Annotated in this window: 14 protein-coding genes, 3 tRNA genes, 2 rRNA genes and 5 pseudogenes; 9 read left to right on the top strand and 15 right to left on the bottom strand. The window is 59.9% G+C overall.

What is annotated here, in order from left to right; all coding sequences use genetic code 11:
- Positions 1–30: 30 nt before the first annotated feature.
- From P5W98_RS29770 to P5W98_RS29755, 4 genes are all read right to left on the bottom strand, one after another.
- Positions 31–2,910 (bottom strand): 23S ribosomal RNA (locus P5W98_RS29770).
- 292 nt (positions 2,911–3,202) lie between these two features.
- Positions 3,203–3,278 (bottom strand) — tRNA-Ala (locus P5W98_RS29765).
- A gap of 49 nt (positions 3,279–3,327) precedes the next feature.
- A tRNA-Ile gene (locus P5W98_RS29760) sits at positions 3,328–3,404 on the bottom strand.
- Between the two features lie 65 nt (positions 3,405–3,469).
- A 16S ribosomal RNA gene (locus P5W98_RS29755) occupies positions 3,470–5,002 on the bottom strand.
- Together the 16S and 23S rRNA genes with 2 tRNA genes alongside form the textbook arrangement of a ribosomal RNA operon.
- A gap of 474 nt (positions 5,003–5,476) precedes the next feature.
- Between P5W98_RS29755 and P5W98_RS29750 the strand changes: the two genes are divergently transcribed.
- A tRNA-Met gene (locus P5W98_RS29750) sits at positions 5,477–5,553 on the top strand.
- Positions 5,554–6,298: 745 nt separating this feature from the next.
- The gene (locus tag P5W98_RS29745) at positions 6,299–6,502 is read left to right on the top strand and encodes a cold-shock protein (RefSeq protein ID WP_133198258.1); all 204 of its coding nucleotides are present in this window, start codon (positions 6,299–6,301) and stop codon (positions 6,500–6,502) included.
- 104 nt (positions 6,503–6,606) lie between these two features.
- On the opposite strand, the gene rpoD is transcribed toward P5W98_RS29745, so the two are convergent.
- Positions 6,607–8,559 carry an RNA polymerase sigma factor RpoD gene (rpoD, locus tag P5W98_RS29740; RefSeq protein WP_421028008.1) on the bottom strand — a complete coding sequence of 651 codons (1,953 nt, stop codon included), beginning with the start codon at positions 8,557–8,559 and terminating at the stop codon, positions 6,607–6,609.
- A 712-nt stretch (positions 8,560–9,271) separates the two neighbouring features.
- On the opposite strand from rpoD, the pseudogene P5W98_RS29735 reads away from it, so the two are divergent.
- A pseudogene (locus P5W98_RS29735) lies at positions 9,272–9,603 on the top strand (Rieske 2Fe-2S domain-containing protein); the annotation flags it as partial.
- A gap of 722 nt (positions 9,604–10,325) precedes the next feature.
- Here the strand turns inward: P5W98_RS29735 and P5W98_RS29730 are convergent.
- From P5W98_RS29730 to P5W98_RS29720, 3 genes are all read right to left on the bottom strand, one after another.
- Entirely contained in the window at positions 10,326–10,805 is a 480-nt protein-coding gene (locus tag P5W98_RS29730) for a DUF1348 family protein (protein ID WP_421027358.1), read from the bottom strand.
- 145 nt (positions 10,806–10,950) lie between these two features.
- Complete coding sequence (cynS, locus tag P5W98_RS29725; RefSeq protein WP_421027357.1) at positions 10,951–11,421, bottom strand: cyanase; 471 nt, start codon at positions 11,419–11,421, stop codon at positions 10,951–10,953.
- 61 nt (positions 11,422–11,482) lie between these two features.
- Positions 11,483–12,142: a carbonic anhydrase gene (locus P5W98_RS29720; protein WP_421027356.1), complete on the bottom strand. Its 660-nt coding sequence runs from the start codon at positions 12,140–12,142 to the stop codon at positions 11,483–11,485.
- A 152-nt stretch (positions 12,143–12,294) separates the two neighbouring features.
- Here P5W98_RS29720 and cynR point away from each other — a divergent pair, with 152 nt between their 5' ends.
- On the top strand, positions 12,295–13,185 hold the full coding sequence (cynR, locus tag P5W98_RS29715; protein ID WP_421027355.1) for a transcriptional regulator CynR: 891 nt from the start codon (positions 12,295–12,297) through the stop codon (positions 13,183–13,185).
- On the opposite strand, the pseudogene P5W98_RS29710 reads toward cynR, so the two are convergent.
- Positions 13,151–13,516: pseudogene (locus P5W98_RS29710) on the bottom strand (sigma 54-interacting transcriptional regulator); the annotation flags it as partial. The gene cynR and the pseudogene P5W98_RS29710 sit on opposite strands and share 35 nt — an antisense overlap.
- 1 nt (position 13,517) lies before the next feature.
- Here P5W98_RS29710 and P5W98_RS29705 point away from each other — a divergent pair.
- Positions 13,518–13,688: pseudogene (locus P5W98_RS29705) on the top strand (helix-turn-helix domain-containing protein); the annotation flags it as partial.
- 380 nt (positions 13,689–14,068) lie between these two features.
- Here the strand turns inward: P5W98_RS29705 and P5W98_RS29700 are convergent.
- The 6 genes from P5W98_RS29700 to P5W98_RS29675 form a co-directional block, all read right to left on the bottom strand.
- A complete protein-coding gene (locus tag P5W98_RS29700; protein ID WP_421028007.1) occupies positions 14,069–14,455 on the bottom strand; it encodes a BON domain-containing protein in 387 nt (128 codons plus the stop codon).
- A gap of 28 nt (positions 14,456–14,483) precedes the next feature.
- Positions 14,484–15,638: a porin gene (locus P5W98_RS29695; RefSeq protein WP_421027354.1), complete on the bottom strand. Its 1,155-nt coding sequence runs from the start codon at positions 15,636–15,638 to the stop codon at positions 14,484–14,486.
- 114 nt (positions 15,639–15,752) lie between these two features.
- Entirely contained in the window at positions 15,753–16,610 is an 858-nt protein-coding gene (locus P5W98_RS29690; protein WP_421027353.1) for an SDR family NAD(P)-dependent oxidoreductase, read from the bottom strand.
- 13 nt (positions 16,611–16,623) lie between these two features.
- Positions 16,624–17,928: an MFS transporter gene (locus tag P5W98_RS29685; protein WP_421027352.1), complete on the bottom strand. Its 1,305-nt coding sequence runs from the start codon at positions 17,926–17,928 to the stop codon at positions 16,624–16,626.
- Positions 17,929–18,019: 91 nt separating this feature from the next.
- Entirely contained in the window at positions 18,020–19,069 is a 1,050-nt protein-coding gene (locus P5W98_RS29680) for a 3-keto-5-aminohexanoate cleavage protein (RefSeq protein ID WP_421027351.1), read from the bottom strand.
- A gap of 23 nt (positions 19,070–19,092) precedes the next feature.
- Entirely contained in the window at positions 19,093–19,488 is a 396-nt protein-coding gene (locus tag P5W98_RS29675) for a carboxymuconolactone decarboxylase family protein (RefSeq protein WP_421027350.1), read from the bottom strand.
- Between the two features lie 131 nt (positions 19,489–19,619).
- On the opposite strand from P5W98_RS29675, the gene P5W98_RS29670 reads away from it, so the two are divergent.
- The 4 genes and pseudogenes from P5W98_RS29670 to P5W98_RS29655 all read left to right on the top strand — a co-directional run.
- The gene (locus P5W98_RS29670; RefSeq protein ID WP_421027349.1) at positions 19,620–20,711 is read left to right on the top strand and encodes an AraC family transcriptional regulator; all 1,092 of its coding nucleotides are present in this window, start codon (positions 19,620–19,622) and stop codon (positions 20,709–20,711) included.
- Between the two features lie 107 nt (positions 20,712–20,818).
- Positions 20,819–21,151 (top strand): annotated as a pseudogene (locus tag P5W98_RS29665) (IS6 family transposase); the annotation flags it as partial.
- A gap of 62 nt (positions 21,152–21,213) precedes the next feature.
- Positions 21,214–22,485 (top strand): IS256 family transposase, encoded by a 1,272-nt coding sequence (locus tag P5W98_RS29660; protein WP_421025294.1) that lies wholly within the window; start codon positions 21,214–21,216, stop codon positions 22,483–22,485.
- Positions 22,486–22,524: 39 nt separating this feature from the next.
- Positions 22,525–22,917, top strand: a pseudogene (locus P5W98_RS29655) (DDE-type integrase/transposase/recombinase); the annotation flags it as partial.
- Between the last annotated feature and the right edge of the window lie 40 nt (positions 22,918–22,957).

Raw genomic sequence — 22,957 nt, 5'->3', positions numbered from 1 at the left:
TCCACACCGGGAGGAAGACACACCTGTTATAGGATCAAGCCTTACGGGCAATTAGTATCAGTTAGCTTAACGCATTACTGCGCTTCCACACCTGACCTATCAACGTCCTGGTCTCGAACGACCCTTCAAGGGGATCTAGTCCCCGGGGAAGTCTCATCTTGAGGCGAGTTTCCCGCTTAGATGCTTTCAGCGGTTATCTCTTCCGAACATAGCTACCCGGCAATGCCACTGGCGTGACAACCGGTACACCAGAGGTTCGTCCACTCCGGTCCTCTCGTACTAGGAGCAGGCCCCCTCAAACTTCCAGCGCCCACGGCAGATAGGGACCAAACTGTCTCACGACGTTTTAAACCCAGCTCACGTACCTCTTTAAATGGCGAACAGCCATACCCTTGGGACCGGCTACAGCCCCAGGATGAGATGAGCCGACATCGAGGTGCCAAACACCGCCGTCGATATGAACTCTTGGGCGGTATCAGCCTGTTATCCCCAGAGTACCTTTTATCCGTTGAGCGATGGCCCTTCCATACAGAACCACCGGATCACTATGACCTGCTTTCGCACCTGCTCGACTTGTCAGTCTCGCAGTCAAGCACGCTTATGCCATTGCACTATCAGCACGATTTCCGACCGTACCTAGCGTACCTTCGTACTCCTCCGTTACACTTTGGGAGGAGACCGCCCCAGTCAAACTGCCTACCATGCACTGTCCCCGACCCGGATCACGGGCCAAGGTTAGAACCTCAAACAGATCAGGGTGGTATTTCAAGGACGGCTCCATGCAGACTGGCGTCCACACTTCACAGCCTCCCACCTATCCTACACAAACCGGTTCAAAGTCCAATGCAAAGCTACAGTAAAGGTTCATGGGGTCTTTCCGTCTAGCCGCGGGGAGATTGCATCATCACAAACACTTCAACTTCGCTGAGTCTCGGGAGGAGACAGTGTGGCCATCGTTACGCCATTCGTGCAGGTCGGAACTTACCCGACAAGGAATTTCGCTACCTTAGGACCGTTATAGTTACGGCCGCCGTTTACCGGGACTTCAATCAAGAGCTTGCACCCCATCATTTAATCTTCCGGCACCGGGCAGGCGTCACACCCTATACGTCCACTTTCGTGTTTGCAGAGTGCTGTGTTTTTATTAAACAGTCGCAGCCACCAGTTTATTGCAACCCCTTCACCCTCGGAGCGCAGGCTCCTCAAGCTACCAGGGCGTACCTTATCCCGAAGTTACGGTACCAATTTGCCGAGTTCCTTCTCCCGAGTTCTCTCAAGCGCCTTAGAATACTCATCTCGCCCACCTGTGTCGGTTTGCGGTACGGTTAATGTTGAACTGAAGCTTAGAGGCTTTTCCTGGAACCCCTTCCAGTTGCTTCGCTTCCGAAGAAGCTCGCGCCACACCCTTGAATTACGCGCCCGGATTTGCCAAAGCGCCTTCTCCAATGCAGCGACCGGGACTTCCAACACCCGGACAACCTTCCGCGATCCGTCCCCCCATCGCATTCAACACTAGTGCAGGAATATTGACCTGCTTCCCATCAGCTACGCATTTCTGCCTCGCCTTAGGGGCCGACTCACCCTACGCCGATGAACGTTGCGTAGGAAACCTTGGGCTTACGGCGAGGGGGCCTTTCACCCCCTTTATCGCTACTCATGTCAGCATTCGCACTTCTGATACCTCCAGCACACTTTCCAGTGCACCTTCGCAGGCTTACAGAACGCTCTCCTACCATGCACATAAATGTGCATCCGCAGCTTCGGTATATGGCTTAGCCCCGTTACATCTTCCGCGCAGGACGACTCGATCAGTGAGCTATTACGCTTTCTTTAAAGGGTGGCTGCTTCTAAGCCAACCTCCTGACTGTTTTAGCCTTCCCACTTCGTTTCCCACTTAGCCATATTTGGGGACCTTAGCTGGCGGTCTGGGTTGTTTCCCTCTTGACACCGGACGTTAGCACCCGATGTCTGTCTCCCGTGATTGCACTCTTCGGTATTCGGAGTTTGCTATGGCGACGTAATCCGCAATGGACCCATCAACCATGACAGTGCTCTACCCCCGAAGGTGATACACGAGGCACTACCTAAATAGTTTTCGGAGAGAACCAGCTATTTCCAGGTTTGTTTAGCCTTTCACCCCTATCCACAGCTCATCCCCTAACTTTTCAACGTTAGTGGGTTCGGTCCTCCAGCACGTGTTACCGTGCCTTCAACCTGGCCATGGATAGATCACCTGGTTTCGGGTCTACACCCAGCGACTAATCGCCCTGTTCGGACTCGCTTTCGCTACGCCTGCCCTATTCGGTTAAGCTTGCCACTGAATGTAAGTCGCTGACCCATTATACAAAAGGTACGCCGTCACCCCTTGCGAGGCTCCGACTGTTTGTATGCATGCGGTTTCAGGATCTGTTTCACTCCCCTCCCGGGGTTCTTTTCGCCTTTCCCTCACGGTACTGGTTCACTATCGGTCGATCACGAGTATTTAGCCTTGGAGGATGGTCCCCCCATCTTCAGACAGGATTTCACGTGTCCCGCCCTACTTGTCGCATCCCTAGTTCTTCCATTCCGTTTTCGTCTACAGGGCTATCACCTGCTATGGCCGCACTTTCCAGAGCGTTCGACTAACGGTACAGATAAAGAATGCAGGCTGATCCCATTTCGCTCGCCACTACTCTGGGAATCTCGGTTGATTTCTTTTCCTGCGGCTACTTAGATGTTTCAGTTCGCCGCGTTCGCTTCACGTGACCTATGTATTCAGTCACGGATACTCCATTCGGAGTGGGTTTCCCCATTCGGACATCTCCGGATCAAAGCTTGTTTGCCAGCTCCCCGGAGCTTTTCGCAGGCTACCGCGTCCTTCATCGCCTGTGATCGCCAAGGCATCCACCACATGCACTTGTTCGCTTGACCCTATAACGGGTGCGTCTCTCGACTCACTCGCTACAGGCTGAGTTTTCGCGTTGTGCCGTATTCCAAAGCCCTCTTTCGAGGAACTTAAAAATACATCGATACAATCACAACCCTGATTCACCTACTCCACACCCATCTCTAAGTGTGTTTCAGATAAATCTCTTTACTACTTCTTCCTGATTGTTAAAGAACGACAGCCGATACGTTTTCACATACCGCTCTGACTGGCTCAATCGCCAATGCAAAACTCCCTGCATTTAACTGCTCCTGCAGGATGCTGTGCATTAGGGATTGGTGGAGGATGACGGGATCGAACCGACGACCCCCTGCTTGCAAAGCAGGTGCTCTCCCAGCTGAGCTAATCCCCCAGTCATGCATACTCAAGGGGGTTACCAGTCAGCCACCGCGCAGACAAATTGGTGGGTCTGGATGGATTCGAACCATCGACCCCCGCCTTATCAAGACGGTGCTCTAACCGACTGAGCTACAGACCCCTGAGTCTGTCTTTTCTACAGCCGACAAGTGTGAGCGCTTCAATGAACTTCGCAATGAGCTCTGGAAAGGAGGTGATCCAGCCGCACCTTCCGATACGGCTACCTTGTTACGACTTCACCCCAGTCATGAATCCTGCCGTGGTGACCGTCCTCCTTGCGGTTAGACTAGCCACTTCTGGCAAAACCCACTCCCATGGTGTGACGGGCGGTGTGTACAAGACCCGGGAACGTATTCACCGCGGCATGCTGATCCGCGATTACTAGCGATTCCAGCTTCACGCAGTCGAGTTGCAGACTGCGATCCGGACTACGATCGGTTTTCTGGGATTGGCTCCACCTCGCGGCTTGGCAACCCTCTGTTCCGACCATTGTATGACGTGTGAAGCCCTACCCATAAGGGCCATGAGGACTTGACGTCATCCCCACCTTCCTCCGGTTTGTCACCGGCAGTCTCCCCGGAGTGCTCTTGCGTAGCAACTGGGGACAAGGGTTGCGCTCGTTGCGGGACTTAACCCAACATCTCACGACACGAGCTGACGACAGCCATGCAGCACCTGTGTGACGGCTCCCTTTCGGGCACTCCCGGCTCTCACCAGGATTCCGTCCATGTCAAGGGTAGGTAAGGTTTTTCGCGTTGCATCGAATTAATCCACATCATCCACCGCTTGTGCGGGTCCCCGTCAATTCCTTTGAGTTTTAATCTTGCGACCGTACTCCCCAGGCGGTCAACTTCACGCGTTAGCTACGTTACCAAGCCAATGAAGGCCCGACAACCAGTTGACATCGTTTAGGGCGTGGACTACCAGGGTATCTAATCCTGTTTGCTCCCCACGCTTTCGTGCATGAGCGTCAGTATTGGCCCAGGGGGCTGCCTTCGCCATCGGTATTCCTCCACATCTCTACGCATTTCACTGCTACACGTGGAATTCTACCCCCCTCTGCCATACTCTAGCGATGCAGTCACCAATGCAGTTCCCAGGTTAAGCCCGGGGATTTCACATCGGTCTTGCATCACCGCCTGCGCACGCTTTACGCCCAGTAATTCCGATTAACGCTTGCACCCTACGTATTACCGCGGCTGCTGGCACGTAGTTAGCCGGTGCTTATTCTTCCGGTACCGTCATCCCCCCGGGGTATTAACCCAGAGGTTTTCTTTCCGGACAAAAGTGCTTTACAACCCGAAGGCCTTCTTCACACACGCGGCATTGCTGGATCAGGCTTGCGCCCATTGTCCAAAATTCCCCACTGCTGCCTCCCGTAGGAGTCTGGGCCGTGTCTCAGTCCCAGTGTGGCTGGTCGTCCTCTCAGACCAGCTACGGATCGTCGCCTTGGTGAGCCTTTACCCCACCAACTAGCTAATCCGCCATCGGCCACCCCAATAGCGCGAGGTCTTGCGATCCCCCGCTTTCATCCTAAGATCGTATGCGGTATTAATCCGGCTTTCGCCGGGCTATCCCCCACTACTGGACATGTTCCGATGTATTACTCACCCGTTCGCCACTCGCCACCAGGTGCAAGCACCCGTGCTGCCGTTCGACTTGCATGTGTAAGGCATGCCGCCAGCGTTCAATCTGAGCCAGGATCAAACTCTTCAGTTCAATACCTGTTACTGTTTTCGGTTCAGTCAAGAACCGGTCGCTCACTCAAAGCTGACAGGTTCTGAATAAATTCAAAAACCTGACTTACTTTTGTGTGAGACTCTTGATACTTTCGCTACTCCCGGTCATCCCCGAAAGAATCACCAGGTCACGAAACCCATCAAGCGCCCACACTTATCGGCTGTAAATTTTTAAAGAGCAATCGCTCAAAAACAGCGCTTAAATCAGCTATTTTCTCGCGCCCCGCATCAGAAGGGAGGCGAATTATGAAGCCCAATGAACCTCTCGTCAAGAGAATCTCGAATATTTATTTTTGAGGTCCTGACGCGGAATGTGAAGATACGTTGCCGCCTCTCGCGATCTGACACGCATGTCTTCGCCTGAACGTGGCGCGGTGCATATGGCTTGCGGGACTTTTGTGAGTCGAAAGCAAAACATGTTGACCAGAACCAACGATCTCAGTAAACTTCGCGCCGCGGGGTGGAGCAGTCTGGCAGCTCGTCGGGCTCATAACCCGAAGGTCATAGGTTCAAATCCTATTCCCGCAACCAACATCGAAGCCCGCTCCGCGTCAGCAAGCGGGCTTTTTGTTTTTGCTTCTTTTTGGCGGGGTCTATGGCTCGCGAGCGTGGATGCGCGAGCTTGGCCGCCGCACGTCGCCCGCAAAGGCGGCAGCAAGCCGCGAGAACGGTCGCAAGGGGGGGACGCCCCCGAAAGACACCGGCAACGGGATCCACTGATAAACCAGTGTCGATACGCCGCGCCCGCGCCGCAACCGCCCGAATGACAGCCCCCCCCTACTGGCCGCCTGAGCATCCCCATCGACCGGCAGAAATGCGGTCAACCCCGAACCGCTATTGGCTTGCCCCCATTGGCCCCGGTCGGGCACGCTTCAGCGTTCATATGCAACTTGCGACGCCCGCACCTGTTCCCGTGATGGTGCTCATGCGCACGATCGCGGACGGGCTCGGGGGTCGTACGGCCGTTCGGCGCCAGCCGCGCAACGGCCGTGCTTTCCGCCGGATTTCGGGTATATGACCGGCCAGCTACGCACCGCACGCCCTCCGGAATCGCAGATCGCCGACGCGCAGATTTCGGACGGGTGGCGCAGGGGTTCACGCTGCGGGCCGTGCTGCATGCGCACGGCATCAAGGTGCCGGCTGGCCTACGGGTTCCCCAGTGCCGCTCGAAAACCTCGATAGTCGGCAATCGCCCACCTGTGCTACAAGATAACCGCACCGCTGGCGCAGGCCCGTGGCCTCCTCTACAACCCGACTTCACAGGAACATTCAGAACATGGCAACCGGTACCGTCAAGTGGTTTAACGATTCGAAGGGTTTTGGCTTCATCACGCCAGACGATGGCGGCGAAGACCTGTTCGCACACTTCTCCGAGGTTCAGGGAGCTGGCTTCAAATCCCTTCAGGAAGGCCAGAAGGTGAGTTTTGAAGTCAAGCAGGGCCCCAAGGGGAAACAGGCAGCGAACATCACGCCGTTGTAAGTTTCCCGGGCAACGTACGCGTCCTGCGGGGCAGCGATCAGGTCGACGCAGGATCGCTGCCGGCCCGGAGCCGGGCGTCGACAGGGGGCGTGCTCCGCTTTTGCTCAGCGCTCGACAAACGGCCTCAACCTGTCCGCGCGAATGGGCTCCCTCAGCGTGCGCATCGCCTTGATCTCAATCTGGCGGATTCGCTCACGGGTCACGCCAAACTGCTCGCCGACCTCTCCAAGCGTGTGTTCCGAGGTCGTATCGAGCCCGAATCGCAACCGCAGGACCTTGGCCTCGCGTGGTGACAGCCCGTTGAGCGCCTCATCGATTGCGACACGCATGTTCGCGTGAATTGCGGCCTCAGCCGGTGAACTTGCGGAGACATCCTCGATCAGGTCACCGAGCGTCGCGTCGGCATCGTCACCCACCGGCGTCTCGAGCGACACGGGTTGCTTCGCAATTCTGATAATACTGCGTACCTTTTCCTCGGACATCTCCAACCGTTCGGCGAGAACGGCGGGATGCGCTTCCTGCCCCGTCTGCTGCAGGATCTCGCGCGAAATCCGGTTCAGCCGGTTGATCGTTTCGATCAGGTGCACGGGCACACGAATGGTCCTGGCCTGGTCGGCAAGGCCACGCGTGACAGCCTGCCGGACCCACCAGGTGGCGTACGTCGAAAACTTCCAGCCGCGCCGGTATTCGAACTTGTCCACCGCCTTCATCAGGCCGATATTGCCTTCCTGAATCAGATCCAGGAACGGCATGCCGCGGTTCATGTATTTCTTGGCAATTGAGATGACAAGACGAAGATTGGCTTCGATCAGCTCCCGCTTGGCCTGCCGCATTTTCAACTCGGCGGTACTCATCCTGCGGTTGATCTCCTTGAGCTGCCGCAGCGGCAGTGAGACCTTGGCCTCGATGTCAGTGAGTTTCAGCTGCGCGGCCTGAATGGCCGCCAGATGTCGCTCAAGCGCCGCGCCAAACTGCCGCGAAGTGGCCGCCATGCGGCGGGTCCATTCAAGGTCGGTCTCGTGGCCCGGAAACGACTCCACAAACGACTCGCGTGGCATGCCGCAACGGTCGACGACGATCTGCAGAATGCTGCGCTCGATCGCACGAACTTCCGTAATCTGTTCGTGCACACTGGCGCACAGGCGATCAATGGTTCTGCCCGTAAAGCGGATTGGCGCCAGTTCGCGCTGGATCTCCAGCTGCACTCGCGCAACGGCTGCCGAACGGGCCGCGCCAGTAGCCGGCACACCCGGCAACTGCTCGAGCAGTGTGCGCACACGTGCGAAAACCGCAAGGCCGTCGTTCGTGAGTTGCTCGAGGCGGGCAGCGTTCGCTGCCTCCGGATCCCCGACGTCCGACTCAACATCGCCACCGTCCGGGTCATCGCCGCAGCCGGAGGCTTCCACCTCATCTCCTTCGGAGTCGTGCGTCATTGCACTTTCGTTCACTCCGTCGTTGATGCCATCGACCAGTTCGTCGATACGCAGTTCGCCGGCAACGATACGGTCCACCTCGGCAAGAATGGCGCCCACAACCGACGGACATGCGGCGATCGCCTGAATCATCTCCTGCAGGCCGTTCTCAATGCGTTTCGCGATCTCGATTTCGCCGGCGCGGGTCAGCAGTTCTCTGCCCCCCATCTCACGCATGTACATCCGGACCGGATCCGTCGTGCGGCCGAATTCGGAATCGACGGTCGACAGTGCAGCTTGCGCTTCCTCGTCCGCCTGATCGTCGGATGCCACGGCGGGCGCGGCGCCGCTTAACAGGAGCGTCGCCGCGTCTGGCGCCTGCTCGTACACGGCCACCCCCATGTCGCTGAACGTGCTGACGATCGCCTCCATCGCAGCCGTTTGCGTAACGTTGTCTGAGAGGTGATCGTTGATGTCCACGTGCGTGAGATAGCCGCGCTCACGGCCAAGCGCAATCAGCGCGCGCATCTGGCGTTGACGCTCCTCGTCCTGTCGGGCCATCGACTCGATGTCCAGCGGCGTTTCCACCGCCCGGGCCTTTCCCTTTGGCGCGCGGCGGCCGGACTTTGATGCAACCGCAATCATGCGGGATGCTGAATCCACGCGAACGGGATTTGCCACTACATTCTCCTCGACAGGTTGGCCGACGAACGTTGCAGGCCGGCAGATCAGGTTGATCTGTCGGGGTGCGAACGGAATCGTGGAATGACGCACGGACAATCGAGGCGGGAACGCCTCCGACGGAAATGATGCGCGCAGATTGGGGAATCCTAAATACTACCAGACAAAATTGTGCGCCGCAATATACTACCGATACGGCTTGATCACATCGCGGGATACCAGATAAAACGGGGATGTGACGCAGGGCCACCAACCAGCGCACGGTGCCACACCCCGGCCCCGGCCAGCGGTATGTGACCGTCCTGGGCAGCGGGAACCCGGCGGCGGGACGCTCCAGGGGCGTCTGCTTGACTTGGGTAGTGCTGGCAAGGACGCCCCCTCGCCTGCTACCGAAGCGGCAGCGTTCCGTGCCCCATATTCGGTACCCTGGCCCGCATCTCCTCCACGACGGACTGAAGCTCTGCGCGCCGGGCGAGTTCCACCTACTTCTACGGGAAAGGGCCCCGAGGCGGGATCTCCCGCGCTGTGCTGCACGTCACGCAGGACATCTGTGCCGGGAGCTTCGCTTCATCCCGACTTCGCGTACACTGCGCCAGATCCCCGGTCGCTCATGCTTGCGCTTGTGGCGATGGTCGAAGCTCCAGTTATGCAAGGAGGCGTCATGCAGGCAATGCCTATGCTCGAGAGCAGCGCCATCGACCCACTCGCAAGCGCGCCCGGGTGTGACCTGCGCCGTGCACCCATCCATCCCTATCACTGGTATCCGCTGGCCTGGTCGAACGAGGTTAAGCGCGGCAAAGCCGTCGGAGTGCACTTCGCCGGCAATCCGATCGTGCTGGCGCGCACCGGGTCCGGTACATATTCGCACTGGAAGATCGTTGCGCACACCGACAGGTGCCGCTGCACGCGGGCGTGGTGGAAGGCGAGTCCATCCGCTGCGGCTATCACGGCTGGACTTATGACTGCACCGGCCACTGCATCGATGTGCCATACCTCGGGCGTGAGCGCCCTGAGTCTAGCCGTCGAGGTTGAACTGTTCCATCAACTGACGAACGCCAACGGACCGCGTATTGCCCAAGTCGATACTTACTTCTCGCCGTGAGGCTCAAGGACGGGCTTGAGCGGTCAGCCGCTTCATCACTTCGGTCAGCAACACACGCCGGAACACGGGCCACGCATTCGGCATCCTGAATAATCTAACCATCGTCCGGATTGCTCCAGGCGGCTCCTTGCCTTTGCCCTGACGCGGCCAAAAGACGTTTGCCGCAGCGCGTGCGTCCGGTCCGTCGGACGCCGTACGTGCCGACGGACGAGCGTAGGCCGTATTGCATCGCCGTTGCGATAATAATTGTGCATCGTGCGCCAACAGCAAGACTGGGCCCGTCAATCAGCGCCGTCGCGCTGCTGTCTGTCAACTGCCTGTTCGAGGCAACGCCGACAGCCCGCTTGCTTACTGACAGCCGGACGTCGAACTGCCGGTGTCGGCCAACTGTGGCCGATCGTCGATTCCGCAGACTGGCGATTTGAAAGACTGCTTTGCAGCTCAGACCTGACACCGGACACAGATCATACTTTCACCCGAGAGGAGAAAACGAAAAGTCGCGAATAATTCAACGACATTTAAGTCGCTACATCCCGACGGCGCGCCGGCGCACGCCCAACAATCCGTCATTCGTCGCCACTGGATTGTTGGGCGCTAATCGCTCATCGCGGCTGTAACGATCCGGGCTTCAAAGTCCCAACTCGCACAGTCCCGGATGATCGTCCGGCCGACGGCCCAAGGGCCAGTGATACTTGCGCTCCGATTCCTTGATCGGCATGTCGTTGATGCACGCATAGCGACGTTGCATGAGACCATCCTCGCCGAACTCCCAGTTCTCGTTGCCGTAGGAGCGGAACCAGTTGCCCGAGTCGTCGTGCCATTCGTAGGCGTAGCGCACGGCAATGCGATTGCCACCGAACGCCCACAGTTCCTTGATCAGACGATACTCGTGTTCTTTCTTCCATTTGCGCTCGAGGAACGCCTGCGCTTCCGCGCGATTGCTCGCGAACTCTGCGCGATTGCGCCATTTCGTGTCGAGCGAATAGGCGAGCGCGACCTTGGCGGCGTCGCGCGAATTCCAACCGTCTTCCGCGAGACGGACTTTCTCGATGGCCGTCTCCAGCGTGAACGGGGGAAGCGGCGGGCGAATTGCTGCGGATGAAGTCATTTCGGATCTCCTTGTGTGGGACAGCGCGTTGCTGGTGCTCGACGTGGAGCGCGGCCCCGTCATCGTGCAACCCGAGAGGGCAAGACCGCCCGAAGCAAGCGCGGCACCGGTGCTCAGTAAGAATTTTCGTCTTTGCACCATGGGTTCAGAACGGCTTGGTCGGCAGATACTTGCCGTTGAGCGTGATGACGGCACGCTCGCCGCCTTCCGGGTCCGGCACCTTCTGGATATCGAGTTTGAAGTTGATCGCGCTGATGATGCCGTCGCCGAATTTCTCGTGAACCAGCGCCTTCAACGTCGAGCCGTACACCTGCACCATTTCGTAGAAGCGGTAGACGGTGGGATCGGTCGGCACGCCACCCGGAATGCTGCCGCGCACGGGAATGGTTTGCAGCAGGCGAACGGCGGCGTCGTCGAGCCCGAGGCGTTCGGTGACGAGCTTCGCTGCATTCTCCGGCAGCGCATGCTGACCGAGTAGCGCGGCTGTCGTGTATGCGAGGCTCAAGCCCGTGCCTTCGTTGATGGCTTCGAAGGTGAGGTTCTTGCGCACCTTCGCGTCGACGATCGTTTCCGTCAATGCTTCGCGTGCGTTCGGTGTGACTTGCGATTGGGTCATGTTGTTGCTCCTTGGGTAAATCAACCTGGTGAGATCGGCAGTCGGTGTGACGAGCCGGGAATCAGAGCGCAGCCACGCACTCAGCGGGCGTCGCGGTGACATCGGGATGCACAGCGAGCGGCACGAACTGGCGGGGCGCGGCGTCGAGCGCGTCGATCGAGCCGGATTCGATGTCGTAGACCCATCCGTGCAAATTTAGGCGGCCTTGCGCGAGTCCCAGGGCAACTGAGGGGTGGGTCTTGAGGTTGTCGAGCTGGGCGATGACGTTCTCGCGCACCATCGAGTCGACGCGCTCGCGCTCGCCCGCATGTTCACGCGCCTCGTTGACGAGCCTCGCCGAGTCGGCGTAGCGCAGCCAGTTCGCGACAGCGGGCATATGGTCGAGGCACTTGCACGTCGCGACGGCCGTCATCGCGCCGCAGTCCGAGTGGCCGCATATCACCACATCCGTCACGCCGAGCGCGGCCACCGCATATTCGACCGTTGCCGACACACCGCCGGGCTCAGGACCGAACGAAGGCACGATGTTGCCGGCATTGCGGATCACGAACAGATCGCCCGGTTCGCGCTGCGTGACCAGTTCGGGAACCATGCGACTATCGGAACAGGAAATGAACAGTGTGCGCGGCGTCTGACTGGTGGCCAGCTTGCGGAACAACTCCCTGCGCGCGGGCATGATGTCCCGCTGAAACTTCAGAAAACCGTCGATGATCTCTTGCATGGTCAGCTCCATTCAATCTGGCGTTCGTTGCCGTGTCGGTCAGTGCGGTGCGTTGGACAGAGAATGGACATGTTCAGTCATAGCGTCCAAGACGGGTTTATGATGCTCACCATAGGAAACACCAATAGTTATCGAGGACGAGGAGATTCGCCATGCTGTTGCGTCATATCCGTTACTTCCTGGCCGTCGCGGAACACCGCAATTTCACACGCGCCGCCGAGGCGCTGCACGTTTCACAGCCCACGCTGTCACAGCAGATACGGCAACTGGAAGACACGCTGCGCACGCAGCTCCTAGACCGTTCGGGGCGGAACGTGCAACTCACGGATGCCGGCGCGGCGTGGATGCGCTATGCGAAGCTCGCGCTACAGGATCTGGATGCGGGCGTGCGGGCGATACATGACGTCGGCGAACTAAGCCGCGGCAATTTGCGCCTTGCAGTGACGCCGACCTTCACGGCTTATCTCGTGGGGCCCGTGATCGATCGTTTTTATGGCCTGCATCCCGGCATCGCGATCGACATTCAGGAAATCACGCAGGATCAAATCGAAGCGCAGCTCGCCGATGACAGGCTCGACGCCGGCATCGCGTTCGAGCCCGTCCACACTGCGGAAATCGAAAGCGAGCCGTTGTTTCGCGAGACGCTGAGCCTCGTCGTCGGCGGAGGCCATGCGCGCGCGACGCGCCGCAAGCCGCTGTCCGCGCAGGACTTCGCCAACGAACGGCTGGTGCTGCTGAACAAAGCGTTCGCGACGCGGCGTTACATCGACGAATACTGCGCGCAGAACCGGATCCGCCCGCAGGTTGCCATCGAGGCCAGTTCGATCAGTGCGATCGTCGAGATCGTGCGGCGTGGGCAGCTCGCAACCGTACTGCCCGATGGCATCGCGCGCGAGCATACCGAGCTGCACCCCGTGCTGCTCGACCCGCCGCTGCAGGCGCGCACGGCTGTGCTGCTGCAACGCAAGGACGCGTATCGGACGGCGGCGAGCAAGGCCTTCGTCCAGGTGTTGACGGAATTGACGAAGAACTTCCGACGCTGATGGAGATCGCGTACGTGACGCGCAAAGCGAAGAGATCAACACGCAACGCGCGCTCCGTTAACTTCGACACCTGCGATGCCGACACCACCGGCGTGGGTTGTTGCGAAGCGACGTGCCGCCGCCACACGAAGTGCTCGAGCAGCAGCGGCACGTCTTCGCGGCGCTCGCGCAACGGCGGCAGCACGATCTGCGCAACGTACAGCCGATACAGCAGATCCGCGCGAAAACCGCCTTCGGCGGCCAGCGCCGCGAGATCGGCCTTCGATGCCGCGATCACGGGGCAATCGACGGGAATCGACTCGTTCGCGCCGAGCCGTTCCAGCGTGCGCTCCCAAGACATGCTGCGGCGGCACAACGGTAACGTCGCCGAGGCGAGCCATGCGCTCGGCATCTCGAAAAAGACGCTGTATCACAAGCTGCGTCAGCATCCGCTGTCTGGCCATTCACATCGTGCCCGGCTTTTTCTGTCGCTACTCGGAGTCAACACGAACTCATTTAGATAAACTTAGCAGCAGCCGCAAACAAATCATCGTGATTTATGGGGCTCAATCCTGATAACGTTTATATCGGTCCAGCAACTTTGTCGCGTCGTCTGGAATCCGAATGACCGGTGATCGCCCCAGACCGGTCACCGCATCACAGTCGTTGCGAACGTCTCAGTTGGGTCGCGTGCTGCCGATTGAAGCGTGGCGAGGTTGAAGCGGCGTATGCCGGCATGAGACGGTTCGCGGCCAACAACGGCCAAACATGTGCCTGACTAATGGCGGTTATCGAACTCGCTACAGTCGTCGAGCCTGCGAAGATCGGGAGTTGATTACATCCGGCGCGGCGCCTTATCCAGAATCCTGACGACGCAGCCGTGCCGGAAGCCGTGACCCACCCCTTACTGGCCACCAAACGGCTTCTTGACGGTCAGCCTGTTGGACACGGACATCACGCCGGGGACGCCGCGGGCGATCTCGGCGACTCTGTCGATCTGTGCGGCGTCGATGACCGAGCCGTCGAGCGTCACGGCGCCGCTTTTCGCGACCACACTGATGTTGCCCGCATTGATCTCCTTGTGCGCGACGATGGCGGCGTAGACCTTCCTGCGCAGCGCTCGGTTGGCCTTGCGGATTTCCGCGGCTGTTATGGTGCCCGAGGCGGTGGCAGCGCTCGAGGTTTCGACTGTATTCGATGCGGCGCTCGCTTCCGGCTGGGCCGAGGCCTGCACGGATGCGATCGCGATCCACGCCGCGCAGGCGAGCCAGAGTGCCGTTATTGTCTTCATGAAATGCTCCACTTTTTGTTTGACTGGATCAGAAGCTGTGACGGATGCCGACCATCGCCGCCGTGCTCGAGCGACCTTCCGGAACGGGTGCGCCATAGGTGATCGTCTGGCTCATGTTGCCGTGGTTGTCGACGTAACCCACCTGCGCGTAGGTAAGCGTGCGCTTCGTGAGGTTGTACTCGGCACCCAGTGCGTATTCCGCAGAGTGGTTGGCCCCGACGTTGCGGTCATGCAGGTAATAGAAACCGGAGGTGACCTTGAAAGATGGGCTGAACTTGTAGCCGAGCCCGCCGGAGAACATCTCCAGAGTGAACCCTTTCGGACCGCCGGCGTTGGCGGGATTGCGTGCCCGGCTGTACGAGGACGAGACGGAGAAGTCGTGGAACGTGTACTGCGCGCCCAGGAAGTAGAACTGGTTGTTGTTCAGTCCGGTTGACGGTGTCGTGACAATGGTCGAGGGGCCCGTCTGCGTGAACGGGTTGGTGTCATGCCCGTTGTAGTACACCGCTGCGAGGTTCAGGCCATAGTTCGAATACTGAAGCACCGCCGACTCGCGCGTGCCGCCCTCGAACTGTCCGGGGGTGCCGCCCGGCGCGTACTCGAGCGCAACCGATGCGCCGTAGAACTTCGGTGACCGGTAGACGATCGCATTGTCGTCATAGAGCGCGCCCACAGGACCGTTCGTGCTGAGCCCCTGCCAGCCCGCTGCCTGGTTCAGGCCGAGCCACCCAGTGAGGATGGAGCCAAAATACTGGGCGCTGCGAACGTCAGTTTCAGCCATCGCGTAGATCATCGGCACGATCTGGCGGCCCGCATCGATTGTGCCGAACGGGCCTGACACGCCAATCGTCGTTTGCTGGTTGAAGACGGCGGTGGCCCCTGGGGCGTCGGCAAGCCCCGTTCTGCCGTTGCTGCTGTTGAATGCGCCTTGCAGCTTGAAGTTGACCTTATAGCCGCCGCCGATGTCCTCCGAACCCTTCAAACCCCAGATGCTCGAATAGATGCCACCGTCCTTGAGCTGGAAGACGTGACCAAGATTCACTTTCGACTGGAAGTTCGCCGCGTTTGCGCTCTGGTAGAGCAAACCGGAATCAATCACCCCATACAGCGTGATCGACGATTGTGCGTTTGCCGCACCAGCGAACGCGATAAGCGCAGCAGCGCTCCCCCATCTCAATTTCATTTCGTCTCCAATCATATTTGTGATTGCCGGACGGATCCGGCTGGTACTTCGAGTAATGAAAATGGGTTCGCCTGAATCTCCGGGAATCAGGTGAACAGGCTGTCCTGGTCAGACTCAGACCACGGCGCCGCCGTTGGGACTGACGACCTGTCCAACGAGGTAGTGGTCGCTGGCCAGGTAAACGACCATGGACGCATATTCCTCGGGGGCACCAAGGCGGCCGGAAGGAACCATCTGCCAGAGCCGGTTGCGGGCTTCTTCGCCGGCCGACGCGAGATACGCATTGAACTCGGGCGTGGCGACCCCGCCGGGCGCCAGTACGTTGACGTGGATGTTGGCCCCCGCCACCTCGGCTGCCACTGACTTGCTGAAGGCGATAACGGCCCCCTTGGTCGCGCTGTAGTGCGGACTGTGCGCACTCATCGAACTGATGCCGGCGATGGACGCGACGTTGATGATGCGCCCGTAGCGCTGTGGCTCCATCAGCCTGAGCGCCTCCCGTGTGCAATAGAACAGACCGTGGACGTTCACACCCCAGTAGCGATGCCAGTCCTCGTCGCTCATGCAGCTCGTAAAACCGAGCGACTGTCTGGGCACGGGCGTCGTGAGATAGGCGTAGTGCCGGTTGCGCCGCTCGGTGTCTTCGGGTCTGTTCGGGGTCAGCGCCGCATTGTTCACGAGGATGTGAAGCGTGCCGAAATGCCCAGCCACCTGCGAGAACATGTCCGTCACGTCAGAACTGGACGAGACGTCACAGCGGATTTCCAGACATTGCGCGCCCTGTTCAACGACGCTGGCGCGTGTCGCCTCCAGGGCTGCGGAGTCGACGTCGCAGATCGCAACGTCGGCGCCGGCCCGCGCCAGCGCGACTGCACACGCACGGCCAAGACCGGGCCCAACGCCCGTTACCAGCGCCACGCGATTCTCCAGGTGGCGCGTTCCCGGACGGATCCGCTCGATGGTGCTATTCATGATCAGCATTCCCTCAGTTTTGAGGTTGTTGCCACGGCGAAGCGGCAGATGCCTTCTCCGGCTGTGCGTCGCCATTTGACGACCCCGGGCGGGAGCGTGCAGCGAGTGCGAGGAAGCACGGCAGCGACGCGATGGCGAGCAGATCGGTCCCGAGCAGAACCCACGTCAGTGGCGCATGAACGCCGGTGTTTGCCAGCCGGTCGCTCAACGCACCGGCAACGAAGTTCCCGAGCGCTATCGCGAAGAGATTGATGAGTGTCATCGTCAACCCCGTGATCGTCGAGCGCATCCGTGCCGGCACGTGGCCCTGGATGACGGCAATGGCGGGCCCGTACAGCGCGAGCGGCAGGAAGGCACCCGCGCACATGCCGGCGTAGAACAGCAGCGAGCCGGCGGGCGCGAAGCGGTAGACGATCATCAGTGGTCCACACACGGCGACGAGCAACGCCATGAAGCCCGCGTGCCCGCCCGAGAAGCGCCGCGCGAAACGGTCGCCTGCCGCACCGCCGACGACGGAACCGAGTGTGCCGAAGACGATCTGCACACCGCCGATGACGCGCGTGATTTCTGCCGGATTGATCCCGCGTTCGCGTACCAGCCACAGCTGGGCAAACGAGAGGCCCACAAAGGCGAGATGTGCGAGGACGAACCCGGGAATCGCCAGTTGCAGCGCGCGGCTGGCGCGGACCACGCCCAGGACTTCGCGCAGTTGCAAGGCGAATGGTTCGCCGCGCGCGGCGTCGGCGTGTTGTTCTCGTTCGTCTTTGAGGAACACAAGCCCCACAGCCATCACCGCGCCAATCACGCCGAGGGCATGGAATGTCGTACGCCACCCGTAAGTCGCGCCGAACGTTCCGGCCAGCAGGAAGCTGATACCGACGCCGAGTGGAATGCCAACGAAGAACAGTCCGAGCGCCGTGCCGCGGCGCCGCGCCGAAAAGACTTCGGCAAGGATGCCGACCGCAGCCGGCACGAGCGAGGCTTCGCCGGTCGCCACGAGCAGGCGGGCTGCCACCAGTTGCCCGAAACTGTGAACCGAACCGGACGCCGCCGTGCACACGCTCCAGACGAGAAGCCCGGCTGCGATGACGCGCGTGCGGCTGAAGCGGTCTGCAAAAGTCCCTGTGACAACGGCCATCACGGCGTAGCTGAGGACCCACACCGCCCCCACAAGCAGTCCATATTGCGCGTTGCTGAGTCCCAGTTCGGCGGTCAGCGTCGACGAGAAACCCAGCAGGATGTTGCGGTCGATATGCGCGAGGATATGCGTGAGCAGCAGCGTCGCCAGTATCGCGCAGGGGTACTTCTTCAAGGCCATCGATTTCTCCACGAATCCGCACCGCTCAAGCGATGTCTGGTTATGTCTATCTGCAAGGGGCCACCACAGCGGTGCGGGTATCCGCCATCACTCAGGCCGCCACGCGGAATCCGCGCTGTCCGGGCTGCCGGTTAGGCGGAAGTCCAAGTGCCCTCAAGGTCTCGTCGACACGGGTGTAATGCTCACCGATGCGGTAGATGCGACGCGCGTCCTTGCCCGTCGCCACATCACGGTGCAGTTCGCGGGCAATGCGAACCATCTGTTCGACCTGCTGCACCGACGTCATGCGCTCGCCGGGCCTGCCCCAGAGGTTGTCCTCGATGCCGACGCGCACATGCAGACCCATTGCGATGGCCATCGTGTTGAGCGGCAGCACATGTCGCATCAGGCTTTCGACGGTCAGCACGGCGTTCTGTGGGCATCGATTGATGAACTCCATCAGGTTGCGCGGATTGGGGCCGTCGGCACCGCCGCCGATGGCAACCCAGTTCAGCACGAGCGGACCCTTGTAGTGGCCGCGACGGATCAGTCGCTCGACGCTCTCCAGTTGACCGACGTCGCCGAGCATGAAGTGCGGCTGGATGCCAGCGGCCTGCAGGCGCTTTAGGTGCTCCTCGACGAAACCTGGACCCGACGGAATCCACATTTCCTTGTAGGCCTGGAAATACGCCGGATGGCCGAGTGACGTGTCGCCGCAGTCCTCGGGCGTGAGCAACTCGGTGACGTTCATCTGGTTGGTGTTGATGGCGATGGTCACCTGATCGGGCGCGGGCGTGAGATTCGCGAGCATGTGGCGCGTGTCGTCGTTGAGCCACTTTGCTGCCTCGCCTTCGCCCTCTGGTGCAAACGAGATCGAACCGCCCACCTGCAGCACCATGTCGGGAACTGCATCGCGCAGGCGTGCGAGCATCTCATTGAACTTCGACAGGCGCTTGGAGCCTTTACCGTCTTCCTCACGAACATGCACGTGGAGGACGGTTGCGCCCGCGTTGTAGCAGTCAACTGCCTTCTGGATCTGCGCGTCCATGGTGAGCGCGATGTCGTCGGAGTCGGTGGGCAGGAACTGCGGGCCATAGGGCGCGACCTGGATGACGAGCTTCTCCTGGTTCTCCGGCAGCAGTGAATCATCGAGAAATTGCATGGTTCGTGTCCTTTCAGAATGGGTTACTTGTGTGAAGCTTCAACGCGGGTTGCATGTGCCGCTGTCTCTTCGAGGAGGATCGGCGCCGCTACGCTCATCGAGTGGATACCGAGTACGGATACACATTGCAGGACCGCAGTGATCTCTTCTTTCGTTGCCCCCAGTTCAAGTGCCTTGCGGATATGGCGCCGCACGCCGGGGGCGTACAGGTGCGTGCACGAGGCGTCGACGGCAATCGCGATGAACTCGATCGTCTTTGCGTCGAGGAAGCCGGACGTCATGGGTGCCGTTCCCATAGCCATGAACTTCTCAGTCCAGGCGGGATCGAGTTCCGCGAACGGCTCCCAGTTCGGGTTCCAGTTGCCGCTCGCGCGCAACGCATCGCAGACCGGGGTTGCCGTGGCGTCGGTAGCATTCATCAGAGGACTTCCTTCATGTTCGGTGTGAGGTGCCTGGAGGGTCCGGCTGTGCCGTGGCCGTTCAGGGATGAACCGATTCTAGGCACCCGCTTTTTTTGAGGCTTGACTTTAGGGGCCAATTTCTTACCATAATGGGACATCTCGGGAAGTCCCTAATGCTGAAACTTGTTCGCAGTGCGAGCCTGACCCACTACGCTGAAATTGCGCGTGCCTCGGGACTCGACCCCTGGCGCATGCTCGCCGAAGTCGGGCTGCCACCGGAAAGCCTCCGCGAGGTCGACCTCAGAATCCCGGCGGAAAAGGTCGCGCTACTGCTCGAACTGTCGGCCCAGCGCAGCGAAGTCGAGACATTCGGCCTGCGCATGGCCGAGTCGCGCCGCGCGTCGAATCTCGGCCCGCTGGCGCTCGCGGTGCGCGATGAGCCGACGTTGCGCCACGCCCTGAATGCGGCGGCGCGTTACAGCCACCTGCAGAACGAGGCACTTTTCATCAGCGTCGAGGAAGAGGCGAATGTGGCGATCATTCGCGAAGAATTGTTGGCGGGCCAGGGGGTGCCGGTTCGCCAGGCGGCCGAGCTTGCGCTTGCGGTTATGTTCCGGTTGCTGCGCTTTTTCCTTGGCGAGGAGTGGCGGCCGAAAACAGTCTGCTTCACGCATGGGCCACCCGCCGACCGCACCGTGCATACGCGTGTGTTCGGGCCGAATGTCGAGTTCGGTCACGCGTTCACGGGCATCGTATGCGACGTCAGCGACCTCAGGCTGCCGCTACCGTCTGCGGATCCCGTCATGGGGAAATACGTACGGCAATACCTGGGCAACGCAGACGAAAGCGCCGACGTCCCGCTGTCCGATGAAGTGCGCAAACTCGTTTTCCTGCTGCTGCCATCGGGTCGAAGCTCAAACGAAACCGTAGCGCAGCAGCTGGGCATGAGCCGTCGCACGATGCATCGTCATCTGGCAGATGAAGGCATGACGTTTTCTTCGATACTCGAGGCGGTACGGGGCGAACTGGCGCTTCGCTATCTGGAGCGGCGCGAGCGTCCGTTTGCGGAGGTCTCGGGCCTGCTTGGATTTTCCGAACCCAGTGCATTTACACGGTGGTTCAGATCGCGGTACGGGTGCAGTCCCAGTCAGTTCGAGGCTTCAGTGCAAAGTCCGGTTGCGAAGCGACGGAAAGGACGGACCATTCCCGTGGAGGCGACGCGCGGCAAGATCAGTAGCTGACCCCGGTTGGTTTCACGATTGGCCTCCAAGGTACTGCTGGCAATTCTGGTGCAAATAGGCTCACCGGATGGGTTAAAGTGGCGATCCAATCAGTCTGGTGGCCGGATATGAGCACGAGGAAAGGTCTGGATGGGGTGTTCGCTGGTCGGCATTTTGATCGAGAAATCATTGTTCTGTGCGTACGCTGGTACCTTCGCTACAAGCTGAGTCTGCGTGATCTTGTCGAGATGATGGCCGAGCGGGGTTTGTCGCTGGCTCATACGACAATCATGCGCTGGGTGAAGCGCTTTACGCCGGAGTTCGTCAAGCGCTGGAACCGTTTCGCAACGCCGGCGGGAAAGTCGTGGCGCGTTGACGAAACCTACCTGAAGATTCGCGGCAATTGGGTCTATCTTTACCGGGCGGTTGATCGGGCCGGCCAGACAGTAGACTTCATGCTCAGGGCGGGACCTATCCGGCATTTTGTGGGTGAGGCATATCATGAGAGGTAAAAGTCATGGATATGCCAATGAAAAAGAAACGTACGGTGGCGTCTCAGGCAGCGGCCCGAGGGCCGCTGCCTGAACTGCCCAAGGCGCTGCTGGACGAGCTGGTCAAGGGGCCGATGACGCCGGCCGAGGTGCAGGACCTGATGCTGGCGTTCAACAAGGCAGTTATCGAGCGGGCAATGGGTGCAGAGATGAACCTGCATCTGGGCTACCCACCGGGCCAGTCCAAACCGGCCGGGCAAGCCAACGAGCGCAACGGCGCCAGTGGCAAGACAGTCATCACCGATCGCGGCCCCGTGCGCGTCGAGGTGCCTCGCGACCGTGACGGCAGCTTCGAACCCATCCTGATCCCCAAACACGAACGCCGCTTCACCGGATTCGACGAGCGCATCATCGCGATGTACGCGCGCGGTATGAGCGTGCGCGAGATTCAGGCCTTTCTGGCCGAAAGCTACGGCACCGAGGTGTCGCCTGATTTCATCAGCTCGGTCACCGACGAGGTGATGGCCGAAACGCTGGCCTGGCAGAACCGTCCGCTCGATGCGATGTACCCGGTGGTGTTCTTCGACGCCCTGCGCGTCAAGATCCGCGACGACGGCGTGGTCAGCAACAAGGCGGTCTATCTGGCACTGGGCATTCAGGCCGATGGCCAGCGCGATGTACTGGGCCTGTGGATCGAGCAGACCGAAGGCGCGAAGTTCTGGCTCAAGGTGTTCAACGAACTGAAGGCCCGTGGCTGCCAGGACATCCTGATTGCGGTGGTTGACGGCCTGAAGGGACTGGCCGACGCAATCGGCACCGCTTACCCCCGCACGGCCGTGCAGACCTGCATCGTGCACCTGATCCGCAACAGCCTGGATTATGCCAGCTACAAGGACCGCAAGGCCCTTGCGGCGGCGCTGCGACCGGTCTACTCCGCCGCCAGCGAGCAGGCCGCGCAGCAGGCGCTGCAGGCGTTTGCTGATGGTCCCTGGGGCCTCAGATACCCGATGATCGTGCAGTCGTGGCAGCGCGCGTGGGAGCACGTCACGCCGTTCTTCGCGTTTCCGCCGGAGATCCGGCGCGTTGTGTACACAACGAACGCCATTGAGAGTCTGAACATGCAGCTACGCAAGATCATCAAGACCCGCGGCCACTTCCCGAACGACGAGGCTGCCATCAAGCTGCTCTGGCTGGCGCTACGCAATGTCCTGGCAAAATCTGTTCGCGCTGCCTTCGATTGGAAGTCGGCCATGAACCAGTTTGCTATCCTGTTTGGTGATCGATTCACGCAGGCGCGCGGGTAACGATTCCTTTAACCGCCTCGCCCACAAAAATGCGGACAGGTTCTCAGGGCGAAGCGAGATGTAACTGCGGCCAAAGCCTTTGTCAGCAAGGCCATCAAACATCCGGGCCAGCCTCCAGAGAAGATCACGCTTGATGGATACGCTGCCTCGCACCGCGCGATACGCGAGATGAAGGGCGATGGCCTGTTGCCTGAGGATACGAAGGTCCGGACCTCGAAGTACCTGAACAATCTGATCGAACAGGACCATCGAAACATCAAGTCCAGAATAAACGTGATGCTCGGCTTCAAACGGTTCAGGAGTGCCGCGATCACGATTTCAGGCATCGAGTTGATGCATCGCATTCGCAAGGGTCAGTTCGACCTCCGCGCTCTCAGGCTCAAGAATGCCACTGCGCCCTCCGCATGGAATGGCGTCCTGTTCGACAAATAAGGATACCTTATTTACTGAAGGCATCTACGCCCCTACGGCT

Origin of the sequence: Paraburkholderia sp. A1BS-2L, from assembly GCF_051125205.1 — a bacterium.
GTDB lineage: Bacteria > Pseudomonadota > Gammaproteobacteria > Burkholderiales > Burkholderiaceae > Paraburkholderia.
This window is presented reverse-complemented; position numbering and strand designations above follow the sequence as displayed.